The organism is Shewanella maritima (genome assembly GCF_043643735.1).
Lineage (GTDB): Bacteria > Pseudomonadota > Gammaproteobacteria > Enterobacterales > Shewanellaceae > Shewanella > Shewanella maritima_A.
In genome coordinates this window covers 1-25,090 of record NZ_JBHZSM010000001.1, presented here as the reverse complement: position 1 = coordinate 25,090, position 25,090 = coordinate 1, and the positions used below count along the sequence as shown (strand labels likewise).

General features: G+C 42.4%; 21 protein-coding genes. 19 read left to right on the top strand and 2 right to left on the bottom strand.

What is annotated here, in order from left to right; all coding sequences use genetic code 11:
- Positions 1 to 108: 108 nt before the first annotated feature.
- A complete protein-coding gene (map, locus tag ACHUGF_RS00105; protein ID WP_394128734.1) occupies positions 109 to 921 on the bottom strand; it encodes a type I methionyl aminopeptidase in 813 nt (270 codons plus the stop codon).
- 386 nt (positions 922 to 1,307) lie between these two features.
- Here map and rpsB point away from each other — a divergent pair, with 386 nt between their 5' ends.
- The 17 genes from rpsB to tilS all read left to right on the top strand — a co-directional run bounded on the left by rpsB (position 1,308) and on the right by tilS (position 21,116).
- Entirely contained in the window at positions 1,308 to 2,036 is a 729-nt protein-coding gene (rpsB, locus tag ACHUGF_RS00100; RefSeq protein ID WP_394128733.1) for a 30S ribosomal protein S2, read from the top strand.
- Between the two features lie 123 nt (positions 2,037 to 2,159).
- Positions 2,160 to 3,011 (top strand): translation elongation factor Ts, encoded by an 852-nt coding sequence (gene tsf, locus ACHUGF_RS00095; protein WP_394128732.1) that lies wholly within the window; start codon positions 2,160 to 2,162, stop codon positions 3,009 to 3,011.
- 67 nt (positions 3,012 to 3,078) lie between these two features.
- Positions 3,079 to 3,816: a UMP kinase gene (gene pyrH / locus ACHUGF_RS00090; protein ID WP_394128731.1), complete on the top strand. Its 738-nt coding sequence runs from the start codon at positions 3,079 to 3,081 to the stop codon at positions 3,814 to 3,816.
- Positions 3,817 to 3,935: 119 nt separating this feature from the next.
- A complete protein-coding gene (frr, locus tag ACHUGF_RS00085) occupies positions 3,936 to 4,493 on the top strand; it encodes a ribosome recycling factor (protein WP_394128730.1) in 558 nt (185 codons plus the stop codon).
- Between the two features lie 82 nt (positions 4,494 to 4,575).
- A complete protein-coding gene (locus ACHUGF_RS00080; protein ID WP_394128729.1) occupies positions 4,576 to 5,406 on the top strand; it encodes an isoprenyl transferase in 831 nt (276 codons plus the stop codon).
- A gap of 2 nt (positions 5,407 to 5,408) precedes the next feature.
- Positions 5,409 to 6,269, top strand: coding sequence for a phosphatidate cytidylyltransferase (locus ACHUGF_RS00075; protein ID WP_394128728.1), 861 nt, complete (start codon positions 5,409 to 5,411; stop codon positions 6,267 to 6,269).
- Between the two features lie 2 nt (positions 6,270 to 6,271).
- Positions 6,272 to 7,462 (top strand): 1-deoxy-D-xylulose-5-phosphate reductoisomerase, encoded by a 1,191-nt coding sequence (gene ispC, locus ACHUGF_RS00070; protein WP_394128727.1) that lies wholly within the window; start codon positions 6,272 to 6,274, stop codon positions 7,460 to 7,462.
- A 13-nt stretch (positions 7,463 to 7,475) separates the two neighbouring features.
- A complete protein-coding gene (gene rseP, locus ACHUGF_RS00065; RefSeq protein WP_394128726.1) occupies positions 7,476 to 8,837 on the top strand; it encodes a sigma E protease regulator RseP in 1,362 nt (453 codons plus the stop codon).
- Positions 8,838 to 8,868: 31 nt separating this feature from the next.
- On the top strand, positions 8,869 to 11,352 hold the full coding sequence (bamA, locus tag ACHUGF_RS00060; protein ID WP_394128725.1) for an outer membrane protein assembly factor BamA: 2,484 nt from the start codon (positions 8,869 to 8,871) through the stop codon (positions 11,350 to 11,352).
- A 61-nt stretch (positions 11,353 to 11,413) separates the two neighbouring features.
- Complete coding sequence (locus tag ACHUGF_RS00055; protein ID WP_394128724.1) at positions 11,414 to 11,920, top strand: OmpH/Skp family outer membrane protein; 507 nt, start codon at positions 11,414 to 11,416, stop codon at positions 11,918 to 11,920.
- Positions 11,921 to 11,924: 4 nt separating this feature from the next.
- Complete coding sequence (lpxD, locus tag ACHUGF_RS00050; protein WP_394128723.1) at positions 11,925 to 12,944, top strand: UDP-3-O-(3-hydroxymyristoyl)glucosamine N-acyltransferase; 1,020 nt, start codon at positions 11,925 to 11,927, stop codon at positions 12,942 to 12,944.
- 30 nt (positions 12,945 to 12,974) lie between these two features.
- Positions 12,975 to 13,436 (top strand): 3-hydroxyacyl-ACP dehydratase FabZ, encoded by a 462-nt coding sequence (gene fabZ, locus ACHUGF_RS00045; RefSeq protein ID WP_394128722.1) that lies wholly within the window; start codon positions 12,975 to 12,977, stop codon positions 13,434 to 13,436.
- A complete protein-coding gene (lpxA, locus tag ACHUGF_RS00040) occupies positions 13,433 to 14,203 on the top strand; it encodes an acyl-ACP--UDP-N-acetylglucosamine O-acyltransferase (protein WP_394128721.1) in 771 nt (256 codons plus the stop codon). Before fabZ ends, lpxA begins: the two co-directional genes overlap by 4 nt.
- 13 nt (positions 14,204 to 14,216) lie before the next feature.
- Entirely contained in the window at positions 14,217 to 15,368 is a 1,152-nt protein-coding gene (lpxB, locus tag ACHUGF_RS00035) for a lipid-A-disaccharide synthase (RefSeq protein WP_394128720.1), read from the top strand.
- A 42-nt stretch (positions 15,369 to 15,410) separates the two neighbouring features.
- Entirely contained in the window at positions 15,411 to 16,034 is a 624-nt protein-coding gene (rnhB, locus tag ACHUGF_RS00030) for a ribonuclease HII (protein ID WP_394128719.1), read from the top strand.
- Between the two features lie 99 nt (positions 16,035 to 16,133).
- Positions 16,134 to 19,610: a DNA polymerase III subunit alpha gene (dnaE, locus tag ACHUGF_RS00025; RefSeq protein WP_394128718.1), complete on the top strand. Its 3,477-nt coding sequence runs from the start codon at positions 16,134 to 16,136 to the stop codon at positions 19,608 to 19,610.
- Positions 19,611 to 19,619: 9 nt separating this feature from the next.
- Positions 19,620 to 21,116 (top strand): tRNA lysidine(34) synthetase TilS, encoded by a 1,497-nt coding sequence (gene tilS / locus ACHUGF_RS00020; RefSeq protein ID WP_394128717.1) that lies wholly within the window; start codon positions 19,620 to 19,622, stop codon positions 21,114 to 21,116.
- 163 nt (positions 21,117 to 21,279) lie between these two features.
- On the opposite strand, the gene dgcS is transcribed toward tilS, so the two are convergent.
- Positions 21,280 to 22,155: a diguanylate cyclase DgcS gene (gene dgcS / locus ACHUGF_RS00015; protein WP_394128716.1), complete on the bottom strand. Its 876-nt coding sequence runs from the start codon at positions 22,153 to 22,155 to the stop codon at positions 21,280 to 21,282.
- 158 nt (positions 22,156 to 22,313) lie between these two features.
- On the opposite strand from dgcS, the gene ACHUGF_RS00010 reads away from it, so the two are divergent.
- Together ACHUGF_RS00010 and ACHUGF_RS00005 are read left to right on the top strand one after the other, a co-directional pair.
- A complete protein-coding gene (locus ACHUGF_RS00010; protein WP_394128715.1) occupies positions 22,314 to 24,275 on the top strand; it encodes a monovalent cation:proton antiporter family protein in 1,962 nt (653 codons plus the stop codon).
- 224 nt (positions 24,276 to 24,499) lie between these two features.
- Entirely contained in the window at positions 24,500 to 24,931 is a 432-nt protein-coding gene (locus ACHUGF_RS00005) for a WapI family immunity protein (protein ID WP_105254733.1), read from the top strand.
- Positions 24,932 to 25,090 lie beyond the last annotated feature (159 nt).

The following is a 25,090-nucleotide window of genomic DNA, read 5'->3' as shown; positions in this document are numbered from 1 at the left end:
TTATTATGTTGCAAACCTCACTGTTAGCTGTAAAACGAAAGCGAATTACCGCAAACAGTGAGCAGGTTTAAATTATGATGATGTGAGCATACTATAACATTGGGGTTATTAACCATTGATTACACGCGGTAAATCTTCTTCACTGCGCAATGTTAATACTTCAACGCCAGTTTCAGTTACCAGTAAAGTATGTTCCCATTGAGCAGAATTTTTACCATCTTTAGTGTACGCCGTCCAATTATCATCTGCATCGATATAACAATGTTTCTTTCCTGCATTAATCATTGGCTCAATGGTAAAGCACATGCCTGCACGTAAAACACGCTTATCAGGTCGACCAAATTTATCTTTATAGTGCATTACCTGTGGTTCTTCATGAAAGCCTGCGCCAATACCATGGCCACAAAAGTCAGTCACAATACTGTATTTGTTTGGACGGTTTTTATTTTTAACTTTGATGAACTTTTCAATAGTTTCACCAATGTCACAGACTTTAACGCCGGGTTTTACCGACTTAATTGCAACATACAATGCTTCTTGTGTAATGCTACACAAATGCTTATCGGCTGCACTAACATCGCCTATGTAAAACATTTTTGAAGTATCACCGTGGTAGCCATCCAAAATGACTGTTACGTCAATATTGATGATATCGCCGCTGACTAATTTGCGTGGGCTAGGGATACCATGACAAATTACTTCATTGATAGAGGTGCAAATTGATTTAGGGAAACCGTGGTAATTTAAAGGGGCTGAGATTGCGCCGTGTTCTTCGGTATATTTTGCACAAATGTCATTAAGTTCATCTGTGGTAACGCCCTCTTTTACGTGAGGCGCAATCATTTCTAATACTTGTGCCGCTAATTTACCAGCAGCGCGCATTTTTTCAATTTCTTCAGCGGTCTTAATGACAATACTCATGAATATCTCTTTGTTTTCACTTAAATTAGGTTATTAATTCTGATTGTTGATTAGCAAACTTCAACCACACATCAATTTTGCAGTATTGAGCGCAATTTTACACGAGCAAATTTGTAATAAAAGGCTCTTTATGGTATAAAGCGCGCCGTTATGTATAAGTTCGTCGATTGAGTTCTGGTCGATTATGTGAAGTAAACGGCAATAGCGTTCGTTTAATGCTTCCCAATAGTCACGCTAAAGCGTAAAATATGGCGGCCATTATACATGGCAATTAACTTAAATACTAAATCACACACGTATCGTCACATTTTTCGGGGTGCTTTCTAATTTAGAGGGTCGAATAAATGGGATGCGTGGAGGTCTAACCCCTTAATAAGGTAATAAAAATGACTACTGTTTCAATGCGCGATATGCTACAAGCTGGTGTTCACTTCGGTCACCAAACTCGTTACTGGAATCCAAAAATGAAGCCTTTCATCTTTGGTGCTCGTAACGGTGTTCACATCATCAACCTTGAGCATACTGTGCCAATGTTCAATGAAGCGCTTGCTTTCATCAGCAACGTTGCTTCTAAGAAAGGCAAAATCTTATTCGTTGGTACTAAGCGTGCCGCTGGCGAAGCAATCAAAGAATCTGCTATTTCTTGTGACCAGTACTACGTTGATCACCGCTGGTTAGGCGGTATGTTGACTAACTGGAAAACTGTTCGTCAATCTATCAAGCGTCTTAAAGAGCTAGAAAGCCAGTCTGTAGACGGTACTTTCGACAAGCTAACTAAGAAAGAAGCGTTAATGCGCTCTCGTGAGCTTGATAAGCTAGAGAAATCTCTAGGTGGTATCAAAAACATGGGCGGTTTACCAGATGCGTTATTCGTAATCGGTGCTGACCATGAGCATATCGCTATTAAAGAAGCTAACAACCTAGGTATCCCAGTTGTTGCAGTTGTTGATACTAACTCTGCTCCAGACGGTGTTAACTACATCGTTCCTGGTAACGACGACGCGATGCGTGCTATCCGTTTATACACTTCTTCTGTTGCTGCTGCTGCCAACTCAGGCCGCGGTCAAGATTTAGCTGTACAAGCTGAGCAAGACGGTTTCGTAGAAGCTGTTTAATAATAAGGTGTGATGGTTTCCATCGCCCTTATTTACCAATATATAAATTGGTAAACAGGGGCCGACTATGGCCCCTGTTTTATAAATGCAAAATGAATAGAATTTAATATAGAGGATTTAACAATGGCAATTACTGCTGCCCAAGTTAAAGAACTTCGTGACCGCACTGGCGCTGGCATGATGGATTGTAAAAAAGCATTGACTGAAACTAACGGTGATATCGAGCTAGCAATCGATAACATGCGTAAAAGTGGTGCTGCTAAGGCTGCTAAAAAAGCAGGTAACATTGCTGCTGAAGGTACTATCCTTATTAAAGCTGGCGAAGGTTTCTCTGCACTATTAGAAGTTAACTGTCAGACTGACTTCGTTGCTAAAGATGGCAACTTCCTAGGTTTTGCTAATGAAGTACTTGACGCTGCTGTTGCAGGTAAAGCTTCTATTGAAGAGCTTAAAGCACAGTTTGAAGAAACGCGTGTTGCACTAGTTGCTAAAATCGGTGAAAACATCAACGTTCGTCGCGTTGAGTACATTGATGGTGCTACTCAATCTTCTTACCGTCATGGCGACCGTATCGGTGTTGTTGTTTCTGGTGAAGGTGATGCAGAAACGCTTAAGCACGTTGCTATGCACGTTGCAGCTTCTAAGCCTGAGTATGTTAATCCATCTGACGTACCAGCTGATGTCGTTGAAAGAGAAAAAGCACTTCAAATCGAAATCGCGATGAACGAAGGCAAGCCTGCTGAAATCGCTGAGAAAATGGTTACTGGTCGTATGAAGAAGTTTACTGGTGAGATCTCTCTTACTGGTCAAGCGTTCATCATGGAACCAAAGAAAACTGTTGGTGACATCTTGAAAGAGAAAAGCGCAACAGTAGCTAACTTCATTCGTTTAGAAGTTGGTGAAGGTATCGAGAAGAAAGAAGAAGATTTCGCAGCTGAAGTTGCCGCTCAAATCGAAGCAACTAAGAACGCTTAATCACTAGTTTCTAAGTACCCTAAAACCGCAGCCATCGCTGCGGTTTTATTATAATCAGGAAAAAATTATGAGCACCAATCCAAAACCAGCATTTAGACGTATTCTGCTTAAATTAAGTGGTGAAGCATTAATGGGTGAAGAAGGCTTTGGCATCGACCCTAAAGTGCTTGATCGCATGGCCCAAGAAGTGAAAGAACTCGTTGAGTTAGGCATTCAAGTAGGTGTGGTCATTGGTGGTGGTAATTTATTCCGAGGACAAGGCTTGGCAGAGGCTGGTATGAACCGCGTTGTGGGTGACCACATGGGGATGTTAGCAACTGTAATGAATGGCCTTGCCATGCGTGACGCTCTTCACCGTGCTTATGTGAATGCTAGACTGATGTCCGCCATTCCACTTAAGGGTGTTTGTGATGATTATAACTGGGCTGAAGCAATTAGCCTGCTAAAATCTGGCCGAGTAGTCATTTTTGCTGCGGGTACGGGTAACCCATTTTGTACAACGGATTCCGCGGCTTGTCTTCGTGGTATTGAGATTGAAGCTGAAGTCGTCCTTAAAGGTACCAAGGTTGACGGTGTATACTCAGCTGACCCAATGAAAGATCCGGATGCCGTTAAGTATGATCACTTGAACTATTCAGATGTGCTTGATTCAGAACTAAAAGTAATGGATCTAGCTGCATTTACACTTGCACGAGATCATGAAATGCCTTTATTAGTATTTAACATGAATAAGCCTGGTGCATTACGTAAAGTCATCATGGGTGAAGAAGAAGGCACTATTATTAGTAACAAGAAAGCGGACTAAGCGCTGATTTTCAAGCTTTACCCGCACTGAATCTTATGAAGTGTTTGAGCTAATTTACGCCTTATGTCATTCTTACCAGAATGCTCGAGCACTTAATATTATGAAACAAGGAATTTATTGTGATTGATGAAATTATGTTAGATGCGCAAGAGCGCATGGGAAAATGTGTTGATTCAACTAAGAATCAAATGGCTAAGGTTCGTACAGGTCGTGCACACCCAAGCTTGCTTGATTCAATTCAGGTATCTTGCTACGGCTCAATGTCACCATTAAAGCAAGTTGCTAATATTAATATTGAAGATGCGCGCACATTAACGGTATCAGTATTTGACCCATCTATGGTGCAAGCTGTTGAGAAAGCGATCATGAGCTCAGATTTGGGATTAAACCCAATGACAGCGGGTAACATTATGCGTATTCCTTTGCCTGCTTTGACTGAAGAGCGTCGTAAAGACTTCATCAAAGTGGTACGTGCTGAAGCTGAGAATGGTCGTGTTGCAGTACGTAACGTTCGTCGTGATGCTATCAGTGAAGTGAAAAAACTTGAAAAAGCAAAAGAGTGTACTGAAGATGATGTTCGTTACACTGAAGACGAAGTCCAAAAGTATACCGATGCAAATATCAAGAATATTGACCAAGTTTTAGCCGCTAAAGAAAAAGAGTTGATGGAAGTCTAATCGGTTAGATTCTAAAGCTAGAGTTAGCACGCCGTGTAAGTGTATACTACACGGCGTTTGTTTATTTTAAGGTTGTAATTGGATGTCATCATCTTCCCAGCTTGATAAAGATTCGATAATGGCAAAGGCCAAGTCTGAAATTTTATCAAATGAGTTATCAGCAGTGGTTCAACAATCGCTGCCAAAGCATGTGGCAATTATCATGGATGGTAATGGCCGTTGGGCGCAACTTCAAGGTAAAGCGAGAGTTTCAGGGCATAAAGCAGGTGTTAAAGCTGTGCGACGTACAGTCAGTACGGCCAGCAAATTAGGCGTTGAATCATTAACTTTGTTTGCCTTTTCAAGTGAAAACTGGCGTAGACCAGACAAAGAAGTTAACTTGCTGATGGAGTTATTTTTTACAGTGCTTCAGCGTGAGTTAAAACTGCTTGATAAAAACGATGTACGTTTGAATATTATTGGCGACATCAGTCGCTTTTCAGAACGATTACAAAAACAAATACAGCGTGCGCAAGACAAAACCAAAGATAACTCTGGCTTAGTGTTAAATGTGGCGGCTAATTATGGCGGTCGTTGGGATATTGCAAATGCAGCACGTGTTCTGGCTCAACAAGTTGTTAATGGTGAAATTGCCGTAGACAGCATCGATGAAAATGCCATTAATCAGCATTTAAGTATGCATGAACAACCGGAAGTGGACTTGTTAATTCGCACTGGTGGTGATTTTCGCATTAGTAATTTTATTTTGTGGCAAGCGGCTTATGCAGAATTTGTTTTTACTGAGACGTTATGGCCTGACTTCGATGAGCACATTTTCAGAGATGCACTTGCAACTTTTGCAAGTCGACAGCGCAGGTTTGGTTTGACAGGGTGTCAAATCGAACAAATTCGCGCAGTGAATAAAGAGGATTAGTTTTGCTAAAACAAAGAATTATAACAGTACTGTGGTTATTGCCTATTGTCTTAGGTGGGATATTTTTAGTCCCTGTACAGTACTTTTCATGGGCACTGGTAGGTGTTTTCATGATCGCCGCCAAAGAGTGGGGCAAACTAATTAATAAAGACTGCAATATCACCCAGTGGACTTTTACTGCCACAATTGCGCTGCTACTTATTGCCTTGAATCTAGTTGTTCCGTCCGATGCATATTGGTTCAAAGGCCAACTTCACCCTATGATCTATGCCATTATCACTATGGGCGTACTTTGGTGGTTGGTAAGTAGTGCTTTAGTGTTCAGCTTTCCAAAAAGTGCTAGCTTTTGGCAAGACAGCCCAATGTTTAAATCCATGTTTGGTCAGTTAACATTAATCCCTTGTTTTACATCACTTATTGCTTTGAAATCAGTGAACAGTAATGTTGACCCTTATTTTGGTGCAAGTTTGGTTTTTCTTGTCATGTTAGTGGTTTGGGCGACAGACACAGGTGCTTATTTTGCTGGTAAAAGCTTTGGTAAGCATAAATTAATGCCAAATGTTAGCCCAAAGAAAACGATAGAAGGGTTATTAGGTGGCTTACTCGTCACAATGCTGGTTGTGGCTGGTGTAATGCATTTTTCTCCTGAACAAGAATTAGGGTTAGTGATTACTGTAACGCTAATTACCGCTATCGCATCTGCTTTTGGTGATTTATCTGAAAGTATGTTTAAACGTATCGCTCAAATAAAAGATTCTGGCACTATTTTGCCGGGACATGGCGGCGTGCTTGACCGTATTGATAGCTTAACTGCAGCACTGCCCGTATTTACCTTTATTTACGTTGCTTTCTGGATGTCATAAGCATGGAAAATTACGTGGTTTTAGGGGCAACTGGTTCAATAGGCACTAGTACCTTAGATGTAATCTCGCGCAACCCTGATCTGTACAGTGTTTATGCGTTGGTGGCTAACAGTAGTCATGAGAAAATGTTGCAACTATGTGCGCAACACCAACCACAATTTGCACATATGGTTGACTCCCAAGCTGCGAAAGCTCTACAAGATTCATTGCCAAAAGACTGTGTGACCCAAGTAACAACTGGGGAGGCTGCACTTTCTGCAATTATGACTGACACTCACGTCGATACTGTGATGGCTGCTATTGTGGGGGCTGCAGGTCTAGTACCCACATTTGATGCTGTTAAAGCAGGCAAGAAAATATTGTTGGCTAATAAAGAAGCCTTAGTTATGTCTGGTCAACTATTCATGGATACGGCAAAACAGTCCGGGGCGACAATCTTACCTGTTGATAGTGAACACAATGCAATTTTTCAGTCTATGCCGGAAAATGTACAATCGGCGTTGGGCTTTTGTGACCTTGAACAAGAAGGGATTAACCATGTCCTGCTGACGGGGTCTGGTGGTCCTTTCTTAACCGCACCATTATCCTCTCTTTCGCAAATGACCCCGCAACAAGCGTGTAAACACCCTAATTGGTCAATGGGACGTAAAATATCTGTAGATTCTGCAACCATGATGAATAAAGGGTTAGAGTACATTGAAGCTAAGTGGTTGTTTAACACCAGTCCTTCGCAGCTAAAGGTTGTGATCCACCCTCAAAGTGTTATCCATTCAATGGTGCAATACAATGATGGCTCGGTGATTGCCGAATTAGGCAACCCAGACATGCGTACACCGATTGCGCATTGCATGAGTTACCCTAAAAGAATCCCCTCTGGTGTTGAACCTTTAGATTTTTTCAAAGTCGGACAATTAACCTTCTGTGAACCAGACTTTGAGCGATTTCCATGCCTAAAACTCGCGATTCAAGCTTGTGAACAAGGCCAAGAGGCGACGACGGTATTAAATGCTGCTAATGAGATTGCTGTTGAGGCATTTTTGAATGAGCAAATTGCTTTTACAGATATCGCTAAGGTCAACAGTGCATGTCTTGAGCAAGTAAAACCAAACCCATTATCGACCATTGATGCGATTTTGGCACTAGATGAGCAAGCGCGACAATTAGCCCAAGATTTTATCGCAACAGCGTTATAAATAAAGGAATATGATGTTTGATTTTTTTTGGAATTTAGGTTCCTTTATTATTGCATTAGGCGTGTTAATTACAGCCCATGAATACGGTCATTTTTGGGTGGCGAGACGCTGCGGTGTCAAAGTTGAGCGTTTTTCTATTGGCTTTGGTAAAGCGTTGTGGCGAAAAGTGGGTGCAGATGGTACCGAGTACGTTGTTGCTGCCATTCCATTAGGCGGTTATGTCAAAATGCTCGATGAACGAGTTGACGATGTGCCTGAAGCGCTAAAAGAACAAGCGTTTAACCGAAAAACCGTTTGGCAGAGAATAGCCATTGTCGCAGCAGGGCCTATTGCAAACTTCCTTTTCGCTATTGTGGCTTTATATGTCATGTACTTAGTGGGCGTACCTTCAGTCAAACCAGTGATTGATAGTACTCAAATTAATACACCAGCAGCTGTTATCTCAGTTCAACAACCAACTCAAATTATCGCTGTTTCTGGCCAGAAAGTGCGTAATTGGGAAGAAGTGAATCTTGCGTTAGTGAGCCACATCGGACACGATAGCGTCGAGTTGACGTTAGCCCCCTTGACACAAGACTCTGGTATCACAAAAAGTTATCAGTTAGACATCTCAAAATGGCAGTTCGATCCTGATAAACAATCACCGATAACCGCTATTGGCTTAAATATTTTTCGCCCACAAGTTGAACCAATCCTTGACCACATTGCCAAAGGTAGTGCTGCTGAAACTGCTGGCTTAGTTTTAGGGGATGAGATCATCGCAATTAATGGTCAAGCTTTTGGACAGTGGGATGAGTTCGTTAAAATTGTTCAAAATAGCGTCAATGACAAAGTTGAATTGACAGTAAAACGTGATCAACAGCAATTGACACTTGATGTTTACCCTCAAACACAACAAGATGCATCTGGTAAATCCATTGGTGTTATTGGTATTAGTCCAAAATCAGCTCAATGGCCTGAGTCAATGCGGTTTGATTTAGAGTATGGCATAGTTGATTCAGTTTCAGCTGCAGTAGACAAAACTTGGCAACTGACTGTAGTAACATTGAAAATGATTGCCAAATTATTTACCGGTGATGTATCTGTTAAGAACTTGAGCGGTCCGATCTCGATTGCTCAAGGGGCTGGTGCCAGCGCTGACTATGGCATCGTATATTTTTTAGGGTTTATCGCCTTAATTAGTGTTAACTTGGGCATTATTAACTTATTGCCATTACCCGTGCTAGACGGTGGACACTTACTTTATTACTTTTTCGAGGTAATCACAGGTAAGCCGGTGCCTGAAAAGGTTCAGGAATTAGGATTCAGGATTGGGGCAGTGTTACTGCTAATGTTGATGAGTGTTTCACTCTTCAATGACTTTACCCGACTCTGAGCAAGGACAGACAAATAATTAGAAGAGCTCTATGAGATTTAATAAGATTTTTGCCTCGATGTTACTCGTCGGCGCCACTTATACAGGGAATGCGTTGGCTGATACCTTTCAGCCATTCGAAGTCATTGACATCCAAGTTGAAGGATTACAGCGCGTTGCACTCGGTGCCGCATTGTTAAACTTCCCTATTAAGGTTGGCGATACTTTAGATCAGACAAAGCTACAGCAAGCAATTAAGAGTCTGTACGGTTCAACTAACTTCGATACTATTAGTGTCAGTCATGAAGATGGTGTCTTGTATGTTGCAGTAAAAGAGCGAGCAACAATTAGCTCGATTACCTTTGAAGGCAACAAAGATATTAAAGATGAACAGCTACAAGAAAGTCTTGATGGTTCTGGCGTTCGTGTCGGAGAGTCATTAGACAGAACAATGCTGTCAGGCATTGAGAAAGGCTTACAAGATTTTTACTACGGTGTAGGTAAATACGGTGCTAAAGTTGAAGCACAAGTGATTAACTTACCACGTAACCGCGTAGAGTTAAGATTCAGTTTTACTGAAGGTTTAGCAGCTGAAATTCGCCAAATAAACGTGGTTGGCAATACTGTGTTCAGTGATTCTGAATTAATCAGTATGTTAGAGCTTAAAGATTACGTGGCATGGTGGGATATTTTTGGTGAACGTCGCTACCAAAAACAGATGCTACAAGCAGATTTAGAAACCATCACTTCTCATTATCAAAATGAAGGTTATATACGTTTCCAAGTTACTTCAACACAAGTGGCGATGACCCCTGATAGAAAAGGTCTCTATATCACCATCAATGTTGATGAAGGTGAAAAGTACACTGTGTCAGAAGTTAATCTCACTGGCCAATTAATGGGACGTGAAGAGCTACTTAAAGCAATTTTGCCAATTAAACCTGGCAGTACATATGATGGCGGTGATGTAACATTTACCGAGGAAATGTACAGCAAGTACTTAGGTCGCTTTGGTTATGCATACCCAGAGGTAAAAACCTTCCCTGAAATTAATGATGAAACAAAAGAAGTCGCGTTGAACATTAATGTCAACCCAGGTAAACGTGTATATGTGCGTACCATCAACTTCACTGGTAACACAGTGACGAAAGATGAAGTGATGCGTCGTGAATTACGTCAAATGGAAGGGGCTTGGCTCAACTCAGCACAAATCGAGCAATCAAAAGCACGATTAAACCGTTTAGGGTATTTTGAAACTGTTGATACAGAAACAATTCAAGTTCCAGGTAGTGATGACTTAGTTGATGTTGCCGTAACCGTTAAGGAGCAGCCTTCAGGCTCATTCAATGCGGGTATTGGTTATGGTACCGAATCAGGGATCAGCTTACAGTTTGGTGTACAGCAAAGTAACTTCTTAGGTACAGGTAACCAAGCTGGTGTAAGCATCAACACCAATAAATACTCTAAGAGTATGAATATTTCATACACAGACCCGTATTTTACCAAAGACGGTGTAAGTTTAGGTGGCAGTATTTATTGGAACGAGTTTGACGCGAATGAAGCTAACCTAGAACGCTATAAAAACAAGTCTTATGGTGTAGCGTTAAGTTCTGGTTTCCCAATTAATGAATATAACCGAATCAATGGTGGTATCGGTTATCGCCATAACACGATTTCTGAAATTTCAGCTTACGAGCAAGCTTTACGCTTTTATAATATTTATCGTGGCAGTGATGACCCTAACCAAGATTTGAGTTTTGACAATTTTGAAATGAACCTTGGCTGGTCAAGAAGCTCGCTTAACCGTGGTACTTTCCCAACGGCTGGTTCGTCTCAACGTCTAAGCGGTAAGATGACCGTACCGGGTTCAGATTTACAGTACTTCAAAACAGATTTTAATACCGATTTCTATTTACCACTGACTCGCAGCCACAACTTTGTGTTACTCACACGTGCGCGTTTGGGTTACGGCAATGGTTACGGTCAATTTAATGATAATGACCAAATCCTGCCATTTTGGGAAAATTATTACTCAGGTGGTAGTAGCTCATTGCGTGGCTTTAAGTCTAACTCGGTTGGTCCGCGCTCATTCTATTTATTCCGCGGTAGTGAACCTTGTTCGCCAGATCCGACAGGAACAGGTTGTAGCTTACCAGGCGATCCAAACCGTGTGACGGTAAACAGTGGTCGTTCAATTGGTGGTAACGCTATTGCTACGTTAAGTGCTGAGTTAATTGTACCGACACCATTCCTAGATGAAGCGTACACTAACTCTGTTCGTACCAGTTTCTTCGTGGATGCTGGTAACGTGTGGGATACCGAATTTGATTATGATAGCTACCGCTTCCTACCAGCAGATGAATTTGAGCAATTAAGCGATTATAGTGATCCAGAAAGAATTCGTGCTTCTTGGGGTATGAGTATTCAGTGGTTATCACCTATGGGCCCAATGGTATTTAGCCTAGCTTGGCCTATTAAAGAATACGAAGATGATGAAACAGAGATCTTCTCATTCAACATTGGTAAAACGTTCTAGAAACTAAAAACTACAAACTAGCTTAGCTAGTTGATCTAAAAGAAAAATGAAGGAGTTTATTTTGAAAAAGTTTGTCAATCGCGCAATGGTAACCCTAGCAATTTTAGCCGCACCTATGATGGCTCATGCAGAAAAAATTGCAGTAGTTGATATGGCAGAAGTATTTGAGCAACTGCCTCAGCGCGAGCAAATCTCTAAGTCATTACAAGCTGAATTTGGCGACCGCGTTGCCGAAGTGCAGAAAATGCAGGAAGAGATGCGTGGTTTGGCTGAAAAAGGCCAACGTGATGGTGCACTCATGAGTGAAGCACAGAAAACTGAGCTACAACGTAAACTCGAAGGTCTTCAATCAGATCTGCAGCTTAAAGGTAAAGCGCTAGATGAAGATATGCGTCGTCGCCAAGGTGAAGAGCAAAACAAGTTGCTATCTACCGTTCAAAATGCGATCAATGACATTGCCGCTAAGCAAGGTTTTGATATCGTTCTACAACGTGGTGCGGTTGTTTTTGTTAAGCCTGAGTCTGACATTAGCCACCAAGTAGTAGAAGCGCTAAGTAAAGGCCTGTAATTGTATGCATTCAATGACTTTAAAAGAACTTGCTGCAGCAGTAGGCGCGACAGTTAAAGGGGATGACAGCATTGTAGTTAATGCTGTCGCGACTTTAAGTGATGCCAGTGCAGGGCAGGTTTCTTTTCTAGCCAATAGTAAATACCGTTCTCAGTTGCTTGATTCTCGAGCGAGTGCGGTATTTTTGTCGTCGAAAGATGCCGAAAATTATCAGGGCGTAGCCTTAATCGCTAAAGACCCTTATGTCGCCTTTGCTAAAGCAACTCAGCTTTTTGATACCACACCAAATGAAGACCAAGGTATACACCCAAGTGCAGTTATTCATCCAAGTGCTAAAATAGGTGAGGGTGCATCGGTTGCTGCTAATGCGGTTATTGGTGCCAATGTCATTATTGGCGAAAATGTCCAAATTGGTGCTAGTTGTGTTATCGGACAGGATAGCATTGTTGGTTCAAATAGTCGTTTATGGGCCAACGTGACCATTTATCACGATGTGCACATGGGACAATCCTGTTTGGTACAGTCGGGTACAGTGATTGGTTCTGATGGCTTTGGTTATGCAAATGAGCAAGGTAACTGGATTAAAATTCCACAGTTAGGTGGGGTACGTATTGGCGATAGGGTAGAGATTGGTGCCTGTACAAGTATCGATCGTGGTGCTTTATCCCATACTGAAATCCACGATGGCGTGATTTTGGATAATCAGGTGCAGATTGCCCATAATGTGGTAATTGGCCAAAATACTGCTATTGCCGGTGCATCAGTCGTTGCGGGCAGTTCAACTATCGGGAAATATTGCATTATCGGTGGAAATAGCGGTGTCTCTGGTCATTTATCTGTCGCCGATGGTGTACATATTACTGGCAGCACCAATATTACCCATAATATCCGTGAGAAAGGAGTGTACTCCTCAGCCACTGTCGCAACGTCGAACAAATTGTGGCGCAGAAATACAGTCCGCCTGCGTCAACTAGATGATTTATTTACTCGAGTGAAACACATCGAGAAACAACTTAAAGATTAAATATAACGTCTCTGCTCAATAGGAAGTAACGTGTCTAACGAACTCAATACAATGGATATCCATGAGATATTAAAATATCTACCGCATCGATACCCGTTTTTATTAATCGACCGTGTTTTAGATTTCACTATAGGTGAAGATTTACATGCGATTAAAAATGTCACTATAAATGAGCCTTTTTTCCAAGGTCATTTCCCTGTCCAGCCGGTTATGCCTGGCGTACTAATTCTTGAGGCTATGGCTCAAGCGACAGGTTTACTTGCTTTCAAAACTATGAGTACAGAGCCGTCACCAAATGTGCTGTACTACTTTGCTGGAATAGACAAAGCGCGTTTCAAGCGAGTAGTAGAGCCAGGTGATCAGATTCATTTTAAAGTTAAAATGATTAAGGAACGTCGTGGGATTGGCGTATTTGAAGGTCAAGCATTGGTTGATGGTGAACTAGTTTGTTCTGCCGAGATCATGTGCGCCCGCAGAGAGATTACAAAGTGATAGATAAACTCGCATTTGTTCACCCTGATGCCAAAATTGGTAACAATGTCACCATTGGCCCTTGGAGCTATATTGGCGCTGGCGTAGAAATCGGAGATGATACTTGGATTAGCTCACACGTTGTAGTGAAAGGGCCAAGTATTATTGGTAAAGGTAATCGGATTTTTCAGTTCGCCTCAGTAGGTGAAGAATGCCAAGACCTGAAATACGATGGTGAACCAACACGTTTAATTATGGGTGACAATAACGTTGTCCGTGAGTCTGTGACTATTCACCGTGGCACGATTCAAGACAACAGTGAAACACGTATCGGCTCCAACAACTTATTCATGGCATATGTTCACATAGCCCATGATTGTGTTGTAGGTAATAACGTAATCATGGCCAATAATGCTTCAATTGCAGGCCATGTGCATGTTGGTGATTCGGTTATTTTAGGTGGTATGACAGGCGTACACCAGTTTGTTCACATCGGTGCCCATGCATTCACCGCCGGTTCTTCAACTATTTTCCAAGATGTCCCACCTTTTGTGATGGCAGCAGGTTCACCAGCGGTACCACGCGGACTGAATGCTGAAGGTCTGAAACGTCGTGGTTTTAGTAAAGCAACCCAACATGCAATCCGCCGAGCTTATAAAGCCTTATATCGCAAGAATCTTACGATTGACGAAGCCATTGCTGAAATGAAGCAAGATGCGGAAAATGATGAACACATTCAAGGTATGATTGATTTTGTGACAGGTTCATCTCGTGGGATTATTCGTTAGTTTATAGGTGTTTATGTCTTCTGACACTCAAAAAATATTCGCCATGGTCGCCGGAGAAGTCTCCGGCGATATTTTAGGTGCCGGTTTAATTAAGTCATTACAGTCACGCTACCCTGGTGCGCGTTTTGTTGGTATCGGCGGCCCAAGAATGAATGCCCTTGGCTTTGAGTCTATTTTTGCGATGGATGAGTTGTCAGTAATGGGTATCGTCGAAGTGCTATCACGTTTACCAAGATTGCTCAAAGTCCGTTCAGTGTTAATTGACCGAATTACCCAACTCAAACCTGATTGTTTTATTGGTATAGACGCGCCAGATTTTAATATTGGTTTAGAGCTTAAGCTTAAAAATCAGGGTATCAAAACAGTGCATTACGTGAGTCCTTCTGTTTGGGCTTGGCGACCAAAGCGTATATTCAAAATAGCGAAAGCCACAAATATGGTGTTATCTCTGCTTCCCTTTGAGAAAGCGTTTTATGATAAGCATCAAGTGCCGTGTACTTTCGTAGGCCACACACTGGCAGATGACATTGATTTACACAGTGACAAAGCTGCAGCCAGAGAAGCATTAGGGTTAAATCCTGACGTTGAATATTTAGCTGTATTGCCTGGTTCTCGCGGTGGTGAGTTAAAACAATTGGCTGAACCATTCGTTAAAGCAGCTGTTTTAGTTAAAGCACAATACCCTGACTTAAAAATTGTTACGCCGGTTGTCAATGAAGCAAGGCGAGAACAATATTTACAGGCGTTGGCACAATTTGCACCCGATCTCGAAATTACCTTGATTGATGGACAATCTCGAGAGGTAATGGCTGCTGCGGATTATATTTTATTAGCATCCGGTACGGCGACGTTAGAAGCCATGTTGGTTAAGCGCCCAATGGTTGTGGCTTATCGCGTTAATGCTATGACTTATCGAATAGCAAAAAGCATGATGCAGATTTCCAATTATTCATTGCCAAACTTGTTAGCTGGTAAAACCATTATTCCTGAGCTTATTCAAGATAATTGTCAGCCAGAGTTGATTGCCCAAGCGGTGATTAAGCAAATGAACAGTGATTTTGCGCCACTACACAGTGAATTTGAGCGGCTACATAAACAGCTACGTCAAAATGCCAGTGAGAAAGCAGCTGAGGCAGTGATAGGTGTAATTGAAGCTCGTAGTTAATTGCATAGACTAAACAAACTAGACAGTATCACAGGGACCTTAATGACATTCGATCACGTGATTAAAGCGATAACACCCGAGCAAGCAGAGTTAATAAGTTTAGGATGCGTTGCCGGCGTTGATGAAGTTGGGCGCGGCCCTTTAGTTGGCGATGTTGTTACTGCGGCTGTGATACTTGATCCTACCAAGCCCATATTGGGGTTGAATGACTCCAAGAAACTGTCAGATAAAAAACGCCAGGCATTGTTTCAAGAAATTACAGAAAAAGCACTGAGCATCAGTGTGGGTCGTTGTTCTCCAGCAGAAATCGATGAATTTAATATCTTACATGCCACTATGCTCGCTATGCAGCGCGCAGTTAGCGGACTTGCTATCAAACCTGAACGTGTATTGGTAGATGGTAATCGCAGCCCCGATTTTGGTATCGAAAGCCATGCTATCGTTAAAGGTGACGGTTTGGTTGCGGCCATTAGTGCTGCATCAATTATTGCAAAAGTGACCCGCGATGAAGAAATGCTCACTCTAGATGCGCAGTTCCCTCAGTATGGTTTTGCTAAACATAAAGGTTATCCAACCAAGGCACACTTTGAAGCACTAGAGCAATATGGCGTATTAGCTGAACACCGCAAAAGCTTTAAACCTGTCGCAGAGCGATTAAACAAATAGTGCCAGCTGATAGTGGCATATTGGCACGGCTTTATATAGTCTAACTACTCGTATTGAAACAACATGTTGACCATGAGTCACACATTCTAAGAAAAATCTATGACCGATCCTCGTTTTGTCCATCTGCGTGTCCACAGTGACTTCTCCATGTCTGATGGGGTGGCAAAAGTAAAACCCATTTTAGGCGCTGCTGAAGAGCAGGGCATGGCTGCTATAGCATTAACAGATCAGAATAACCTTTGTGGTCTTGTTAAGTTCTATGGTGGCTGTCATAACTCGGGGATTAAACCCATCATTGGCGCCGATTTTTGGGTCAAAGTGCCAGGCTTTGATAATGACTTTTGCGCCATGACCATTATCGCCATGGATAATGATGGTTACGCAAGTTTAACTGAGTTAATTAGCGATGCTTATCTGCGTGGTCATATTGAAAACAAGGTAGTGATCGACCAAGAATGGTTAATCAAACACAACAAAGGCATTCTTTTGCTCTCTGGTGGTCGACAGGGTGACATAGGAAAAGCGTTAATTAAAGGTAACCATGCTCAGGTACATGAACTAGTTGGTTTTTATCAGCAACATTTTGCTGATCGTTTTTATCTAGAATTGTTACGGACAGGCAGACCTGACGAAGAGCGCTATATTCAAATGGCTGTTGAGTTGGCATCTGAGGTTAGCTTACCAGTTGTTGCCACTAATCAGGTGGTGTTTTTGAAGCCCGATGATTTTGAATCACATGAAATACGCGTTGCTATTCATGATGGTTTTACACTGGCCGATCCTCGCCGACCTAAAAAATATAGCAATCAACAATATTTGCGCACCGAAGATGAGATGTGCGAGTTATTTGCAGATATTCCATCAGCCATAACTAATACGGTAGAGATTGCAAAGCGCTGTAATGTGACTGTACGTTTGCATGAATATTTCTTGCCAAACTTTCCAACGGGTGACTTGTCAATTGAAGACTTTCTTGTTGATGTGTCACAAAAAGGGTTAGAAGAGCGATTAGAATTCCTATTTCCCGATGCGCAAGAACGTGCAGCTAAGCGTCCTGAATATGATGAACGCTTAGATATTGAGCTTAAAGTTATTAATAACATGGGGTTCCCAGGTTACTTCCTTATCGTAATGGAGTTCATTCAGTGGGGTAAAGACAATGATATCCCTATCGGGCCTGGTCGTGGTTCTGGTGCGGGTTCATTGGTGGCATACGCGTTAAAAATTACCGATCTGGACCCACTAGAATTTGATTTACTTTTCGAACGTTTCTTGAACCCAGAACGTGTATCCATGCCCGACTTTGACGTCGACTTTTGTATGGATAGACGTGATGAGGTTATTGACCATGTGGCTGAGCTTTATGGCCGTGAAGCAGTATCACAGATTATTACTTTTGGTACCATGGCTGCAAAAGCGGTGGTACGAGATGTCGGCAGAGTATTAGGCCATCCGTATGGCTTTGTAGACCGTTTAACCAAGTTGATTCCTGCAGAACCCGGCATGACATTGGCAAAAGCCTTTGAAGTCGAACCTGCATTACCAGAGGCCTATGACGGCGATGAAGATGTTCGCGAGCTGATTGATATGTGTCGCCGCCTTGAAGGTGTGACCCGTAACGCGGGCAAACACGCCGGTGGTGTGGTGATCGCTCCCACGAAAATTACCGATTTCTCGCCATTGTATTGTGACTCGGAAGGCTTAAACCCTGTTACTCAGTTTGATAAAAATGACGTTGAAACTGCAGGACTAGTTAAGTTTGACTTCCTCGGTCTGCGTACATTAACCATTATCGACTGGGCGCTACAGATGATTAATCCGCGCCTAGAGCGTGACGGTAAAGAGCCTATTCGTATTGAGGCAATTGACTTAGATGATCCAGCGTCATTTAGGTTACTGCAGCGTTATGAAACCACTGCAGTGTTCCAGCTGGAATCCCGTGGTATGAAAGACTTGATTAAACGCCTTCAACCCGATTGCTTTGAAGACATGATTGCATTGGTGGCGCTGTTTCGACCAGGTCCATTGCAGTCGGGCATGGTAGATAACTTCATTGAGCGTAAGCATGGCCGTGAAGAAGTATCTTACCCAGATTCGCAATACCAACATGAATCGCTCAAAGAGCTGTTATCACCGACGTACGGAATTATCTTGTATCAAGAGCAGGTGATGCAGATTGCGCAGGTTTTGGCTGGATATACCTTAGGTGGTGCAGATATGCTTCGCCGTGCAATGGGTAAGAAAAAGCCTGAAGAGATGGCAAAACAGCGCGGTACCTTCAAAGAAGGTGCGGTTCAAAATGGCGTTGATGGCGATCTTTCCATGAAGATCTTCGATTTGGTAGAGAAATTTGCTGGATACGGTTTCAACAAATCGCATTCAGCCGCTTACGCACTTGTTTCTTACCAAACCTTATGGCTGAAAACTCACTTTCCATCAGAGTTTATGGCAGCGGTAATGTCTGCCGATATGGATAACACTGATAAAATTGTCACCTTGGTAGACGAATGTGAACGGATGGGCTTGCCGTTAATTCCGCCTGATGTAAACAAAGGATTATTTAAATTTACTGTGGATGATGAACAGAACATCGTCTACGGAATTGGTGCCATTAAAGGGGTAGGTGAAGGCCCTGTCGAGTCAATTCTAGAAGCCCGTAAAGATGGTCCATTTAAAGATTTATTTGATTTCTGTGCTCGTATTGACCTTAAAAAACTGAACAAACGAGTCATTGAAAAACTCATCGCTGCCGGTGCATTAGATAGTCTTGGACCTCACCGAGCATCGATGGTGGCGACATTACCTGAAGCGATTAGTGCAGCCGCACAGCACGCTAAAGCAGAGGCGATTGGTCAGCATGATATGTTTGGTTTGTTGAACGATACGCCTGAAGATTCAAAACAGCAGTTTGTGCAGTGTACGCCTTGGCCAGACAAAATTTGGTTGGAAGGTGAGCGTGAAGCCCTAGGACTTTACCTAACCGGCCATCCAATTAACCAATATTTGAAAGAGTTAAAGCAATATACTTCTGGGCGATTAAAGGATATCCATCCAACCGAGCGCGGTAAAACAGTTAAAGCAGCAGGTTTGGTTGTCGCTACACGTGTCATGATGACTAAACGTGGTGCTAAAATGGGGTTAGTTACCCTCGATGATAAAAGCGCCCGATTAGAGGTGATGCTATTTACAGAACCTTTTGAAAAATTTGGCCACTTACTTGAAAAAGACAAAATTCTTATCTGCGAAGGTGATGTGAGTTTTGATGATTTTTCTGGCGGTAATCGGATGAATGGTCGTAACATCATTGAGATTGGTGAAGCGCGCAGCCATTTTGCCAAAGCCGTTGAAATTTCAATACAAGCGAGTGATATCACTCAGGAGTGGCTACAGTCATTTGAACAAGCCTTGCAGCCTTGGAAACAGGGCGCAGTACCAGTAGTGATTACTTACAGTCAGGATGATGCACAAGGTCAGCTGCGCTTAGGTGACGAATGGCGTGTTAATCCAAGTGATGATTTGATGCTCGCGCTCGAGTCGTTAGTGGGCTCTCAAAACGTAAAAATCACCTTCAATTAAGGCGCAGGTATGGCTAACTCAGCATTGGACGCGATATTGCGGCAGCTCACTGAGCTGTGCCAGCAATTATCCATCACTAGCAATAAGTTAGTGCTGGCTTACAGTGGTGGTATCGACTCACAAGTCTTAGCTTATGCCTTGAGTTTGTTTCAGCAATCGCATCAAGTTGAAGTGTTATTGTGCCATGTCCATCATGGCTTAAGCGCCAATGCCGATGTGTGGGATCAACATTGTCAGCGCACAGCTCAGGCGCTAAATTTACCCATCGTCACTGAAAAAGTGCAATTATTACAGCTGCCTCGCCAGAGTTTAGAAGCCGTTGCCCGTGATGCAAGGTATCAGGCTTTATGCAGCCACCTAAACCAAGGTGATGTATTACTGACAGGTCACCATCAAGATGACCAACTCGAAACAATCTTACTTGCACTTAAGCGTGGTCAGGGACCTAAAGGCCTAGCGTCTATGGGCAGTTTACAACCCTTAAGACATCCTGTTTATTCTGGTGTTTGGCATGCCAGGCCAATGTTAGGCTTAAGCCGAAAATGCATTGAAGCCATTGCTTGTGAGTGCTCTCTCAACCATATAGAAGATGAGAGTAATCAAGATCAACGATTTGATAGAAATTTCATTAGACAAACAATTATCCCCTTATTAAAACAACGTTGGCCAAGCATTGCACAAACGGCAAGCCGAAGTGCTCAGATATGCCACCAAACTGTAGCGGCGATTGACTTTGAAGTGGTCAAGCAGTTACCTGAGATCCTGCTAACCCATCAACAAGGCTTAGCACAGACCGAGCGACTGGGGTTGAATATCACTAAGCTATTGTCACAGCCTGTGGTTTGGCAATCTCATTTATTACGCGGCTTTATCGAAAAACACCAAGTTGCTAGTCCAAGCATGGCGCAACTAGATCAAACCCTTGAGCAACTTCGTCATGCAAAACAAGATGCCAAGGTTGAAATTAACTGCGGTGAATACGTGATTAAACGCTATCAAGAGGGGGCGTATCTGCTTAAAGCAGAGCCAGCGAGACAGCAACAATCACATAAACCTATTGTGACTGCTAGCTTGCTGCAATCTCTTTCTGAAACACGATTATCTGAAACGCCATCAAGCATGTCATCAGATGATATGCTTGATGGATCCTCCTCAATCGTTGCAATGGCATATTTTGGTGAGCATATTTTGCCGATACACCAAGCTAATCACGGTGTGCGTTTAAGGTGCGCCACAAGCGATGAGATAGTCACAATTAAGCAAAGTGTCTCTGGCAGAATTAAATGCCAGCCCGTTTTTGCTAAACATGCTCGTTCAATGCCCAGAGAGCTCAAAAAGTTGCTACAAGAGTGCCAAGTGCCACCGTGGCGGAGAAATGATATCAATTATATTTTTTACAATGATCAACTTGTCGGGGCAATTGGCTTGTGGGTAGATAAGCGATATCTAGCAAAAGACGATGCTGTAGGCTTTGCTATTCCCTTAATGGGCAGTATTTACAATTAGATTTGAATTGCGGAATTGATTTTGTTGTTCTAACTTGCCGTAGCCATAATTAATCTTGCCTATTTATTTAGATGTAACCTTCAAGAGAGGGCTGAGGGCATTTATATAATACAAATGGGCTGCTAAGTACAACCCATTAAATAAACATCATTTCAGCGTGAAATTAAATCAGTTGATATTGATTTTTGCCATAAGCTTTAGCTTGATACATGGCTTTATCAGCGCGAGCATAAAGCGAGTCGCTACTATCTTCCAATTTAGCTGTTGTGATACCCAAACTGCATCTGACTGTCAGTTCTTGTAACTGTGCCGATTCATTAAGGTTGGTTAAAATGCGCTCGCACACTAGGCTAGCAGCTATGCCATTGCCTTGGGCGATAACGATAAACTCATCTCCACCGACTCTAAATGCCTGATCGGTATTTCGAATGGTTTTAGCAAGCAGCTTAGCAAAGCTAGTTAGTACCTCATCTCCAACAAGATGGCCATGAGTGTCATTTATTTGCTTAAAGTTATCTAAATCAATCACAATGAGCGATAATTGACCTTGATTACGTTGGCTGCGAGCTAACGCTTTGTCCAGCACTTGTTGGTAGTAATGGCGATTGCCTAACTGAGTCAATTCATCAAACATGGCTTGGCGAGACACGTTGTGAAACCTCAGGGCATTACTCATTGGCTTGATCATCAAATCCTCAAGCTTAGAGAGTAACAGCGCTTTTCTTGGGCTCAATGGTTTTCTAAGGTTATACACTAAATGAAACTCACCATCAGCGTTATTCATATAGCGTGGTAACTCAATACCGTCTTGAGCCCCCCATTTAAAATGGTACTCAGTCGTGGTTAATTGAATGCCATTAAGCGGCATATGCTGAGCAATAATTTGACCAAAGCAGGCAAAAACTGTCCGAGGATCTAAACTTTCATGTAGCCGTTGCACAACATTTAATATGTCTACATCAAATTCAGTTTGCGCAAAAGCTTGAGGCTGAGCCCAAATTGCTTCGGTTTTCGGCTCTGATGCTAAGGCAAAATCCATAGTATTGCTCCAAATGGTTCTATATACACTCACAGTTTTGCAATTAACATGCCATTAAAGAAATCCTTATGTTTTTTAATAGTTTGTTATTTTGTTGTGATTCTGATAAATATCTAATGAGTAATGAGACAGATTTTTGACAGGGAGAAATATGCACGATGGAACATAGTATGCTTATTCATATCCTTGCGATGTTAGTCATAGCGATTGTGGCTATTGCGTTATTACGTCGTGTGGGTTTACCTCCCATCCTCGCATATCTACTCACCGGTGTTGTCAGTGGCCCGAGCGGTTTTCACTGGTTTACCCAACAGCAAATGCACTCCGTCGCAGAACTCGGGGTTGTATTACTGATGTTTACCTTAGGTTTAGAGTTTTCCGTCCCCAAATTGTGGGCAATGAGGCGAACCGTATTTGGCTTAGGTGTAGGCCAGATGACAGCCACTGCAGTGATTGCAGGTGCCATTGCTCTATTACTTGGGCAAGATATGGTAGCAGCCATTGTCATTGGTTCTGCTGTTGCGCTTTCTTCCACTGCAATTGTTTTAAAGCTATTAAATGAGCAAGGCTGGTTACGTCGCCGACACGGTGAACTGTCAATCAGTGTGCTGTTATTTCAAGATTTAGCGGTTATTCCGCTACTTATCTTGTTACCTATGCTGGCCAGTGATGGCACGCAATCCAGTTTCTTAGATTTAGCCTGGGGCTTATTAACCGGTATCTTGGCCTTCATTGGCTTGATGTCATTCGGTAAATGGGTTTTGCCGCGGATTTTCGATGAAGTCGCACGTTCTCGCACTAATGAATTATTTGTATTGTCGACTTTGGTTGTGGCGTTAGTCACAGGTGCATTCACTCAGTGGCTGGGTTTATCCATGGCGCTGGGGGCATTTATTGCCGGTATGTTGTTGGGAGAGAGTCAATATCGCCGTCAGTTAGAAGCTGACATTCGCCCGTTTCGTGATTTATTAATGGGTTTGTTCTTTATTTCGATTGGCATGATGCTCGACTTTAATTTGGTATTTCAATATTGGTGGCAAATTCTACTGGTTTTAGTGGTGGTATTGGTTATTAAAATTGGCGTGGTGTTTGGTTTATTACGTTTGGCCGGTGAAAACAGTAAGATTGCGTTAAGTACGGGTTTAAGCCTAGCGCAGGTGGGCGAATTTAGTTTTGTTGTGCTGGCATTGGCGGTGAATTATCAGCTTTTAGCAGACGAAGTGAGCACTATTTTAGTTGCCGTGGCAGTTTTATCAATGTCATTAGCGCCTTGGTTGGTGCGTCATTGTTTGACGATTTCAAAACGTCTGCTTGGTTCTGGCGGTTTAGCAACCTATGAAGCAGACAAACTTGAATTACCACCGCAAAGTGTTGATGAACGCGACTTTGTTATTATTCTAGGTTATGGCCGAGTTGGGCAAACTATTAGCCGCTTTTTGAAAAATGAAGCTGTACCTTACATCGTATTAGATCTTGACCCGACCCGTGTTAGTGAAGCTAAAGCGGCAGGAGAACCTGTTTATTTTGGTGATGCATGTCGTATCAGTATTTTGAAGCAGGCGGGGGTGCGCCGAGCCAGTTTAGTTGTCGTCACCTTTTGTGAATTGAGGCAGTCGGAAGAAGCGTTATCAGTGTGTCGTAAGTTGGCTCCTAACACTAAAATATTAGTGCGTACTAAAGATGATGAGAACCTCGATGAGTTAAAAGAAGCGGGTGCGACTCAAGTTATCCCTGAATCACTAGAAGGCAGTTTGATGCTGGTGTCGCAGGTGTTATTTAGATGTGGGGTGCCACTGGCAAAGATCATTAAACGATTAGAGTCAGAAAGGCGTAATCATTACCAGTATTTGCATGGTTTTTTTTCCGGTGCAGAAACCGATTTTACGCTCGACTTGCTGCATGCCGTACCGCTGACTTCAGGTGCCAATGTTGTTGGCCGTTCTCTGGAGTCCGTACCATGGAAGCAATTTGATGTTGAGCTGCGTTCAATCAGGCGAGACGAAGCGGAAATAGACTCGCCGCCAGATGATTGGGTGTTAAAAAGTGATGATATTTTGATGATTGTGGGTAAGCCCCCCAATATTGAAAAAGCAGAAGAGTTTTTACTGCAAGGTCATTAACAGCCGCTCCCACGAAGTGCATTGATAAAAAACTTGAATACACCAAGTTTTCACACTTTGCGCATTTTACCAGATGGTGTATTGGCTCAATCTTTGTTAACTTAATGAAATACAAATAGTTAACCGTGCGCATATTTCAAAGTCTTCAAAATAAATGCGCATGCGCGTTAATCCTATTATGTGCGCATGCGCACTATACAAATGTTATAAAGCACAAGGAACGTATGAGTTTATCCATCGGTTGTTCTCCAAATGAACAAGTAGAGATCACTGTCGAAAAGTACCAACACTCTCCCAGTGGCGAGTCTTTTGATGATAACTGGCTTCTTTGTTCTGTTAGTGTTTCATTCGGAAGCTTTAGTGGTAAATTTTCTGCCAGTTTCCAAACCTATGATTTCGTTAAATTCTCTAAAGAAATACAAAAACTCTATTCTTGCTTAAAAGGTACTGCTACATTTGACAGCCTTGAGGGGCAACTTGAAATCAAATTAGTTGGGAATGGAAGAGGTGGAATAGAATTAGAGGGAAATTGCATGGACAGTGTTGGTGTGGGAAATGAGCTTAAATTCTCTAGTGGGTTTGATCAAACCTATCTCCAATCTATCATCGAAGACCTAGATGAAATTTTAAAGGGTTTTCCCGTACGTGCTTTATAACAAGCTAATTAATAAGGACAAAAAACAGTTGGCTGTTTTCGTTCCTCAACATTTTAGCCAACAATTTTTTGCCCATTATTAGGGCTACATGGACTCCCCTTTGTCAAGCAATAGTAATCTACAACAACAGTGGATCTGACAGAAGCTCTACATTCGGCG

Bases quoted from the DNA above. Each gene is read 5' to 3' on its own strand.
- map (WP_394128734.1), bottom strand. From the start codon at position 921: ATGAGTATTGTCATTAAGACCGCTGAAGAAATTGAAAAAATGCGCGCT.
- dgcS (WP_394128716.1), bottom strand. From the start codon at position 22,155: ATGGATTTTGCCTTAGCATCAGAGCCGAAAACCGAAGCAATTTGGGCT.
- bamA (WP_394128725.1), top strand. From the start codon at position 8,869: ATGAGATTTAATAAGATTTTTGCCTCGATGTTACTCGTCGGCGCCACT.
- ACHUGF_RS00005 (WP_105254733.1), top strand. From the start codon at position 24,500: ATGAGTTTATCCATCGGTTGTTCTCCAAATGAACAAGTAGAGATCACT.
- pyrH (WP_394128731.1), top strand. From the start codon at position 3,079: ATGAGCACCAATCCAAAACCAGCATTTAGACGTATTCTGCTTAAATTA.
- dnaE (WP_394128718.1), top strand. From the start codon at position 16,134: ATGACCGATCCTCGTTTTGTCCATCTGCGTGTCCACAGTGACTTCTCC.
- rseP (WP_394128726.1), top strand. From the start codon at position 7,476: ATGTTTGATTTTTTTTGGAATTTAGGTTCCTTTATTATTGCATTAGGC.
- ACHUGF_RS00080 (WP_394128729.1), top strand. From the start codon at position 4,576: ATGTCATCATCTTCCCAGCTTGATAAAGATTCGATAATGGCAAAGGCC.
- tilS (WP_394128717.1), top strand. From the start codon at position 19,620: ATGGCTAACTCAGCATTGGACGCGATATTGCGGCAGCTCACTGAGCTG.
- ispC (WP_394128727.1), top strand. From the start codon at position 6,272: ATGGAAAATTACGTGGTTTTAGGGGCAACTGGTTCAATAGGCACTAGT.
- ACHUGF_RS00010 (WP_394128715.1), top strand. From the start codon at position 22,314: ATGGAACATAGTATGCTTATTCATATCCTTGCGATGTTAGTCATAGCG.
- lpxB (WP_394128720.1), top strand. From the start codon at position 14,217: ATGTCTTCTGACACTCAAAAAATATTCGCCATGGTCGCCGGAGAAGTC.
- tsf (WP_394128732.1), top strand. From the start codon at position 2,160: ATGGCAATTACTGCTGCCCAAGTTAAAGAACTTCGTGACCGCACTGGC.
- rpsB (WP_394128733.1), top strand. From the start codon at position 1,308: ATGACTACTGTTTCAATGCGCGATATGCTACAAGCTGGTGTTCACTTC.
- lpxD (WP_394128723.1), top strand. From the start codon at position 11,925: ATGCATTCAATGACTTTAAAAGAACTTGCTGCAGCAGTAGGCGCGACA.
- rnhB (WP_394128719.1), top strand. From the start codon at position 15,411: ATGACATTCGATCACGTGATTAAAGCGATAACACCCGAGCAAGCAGAG.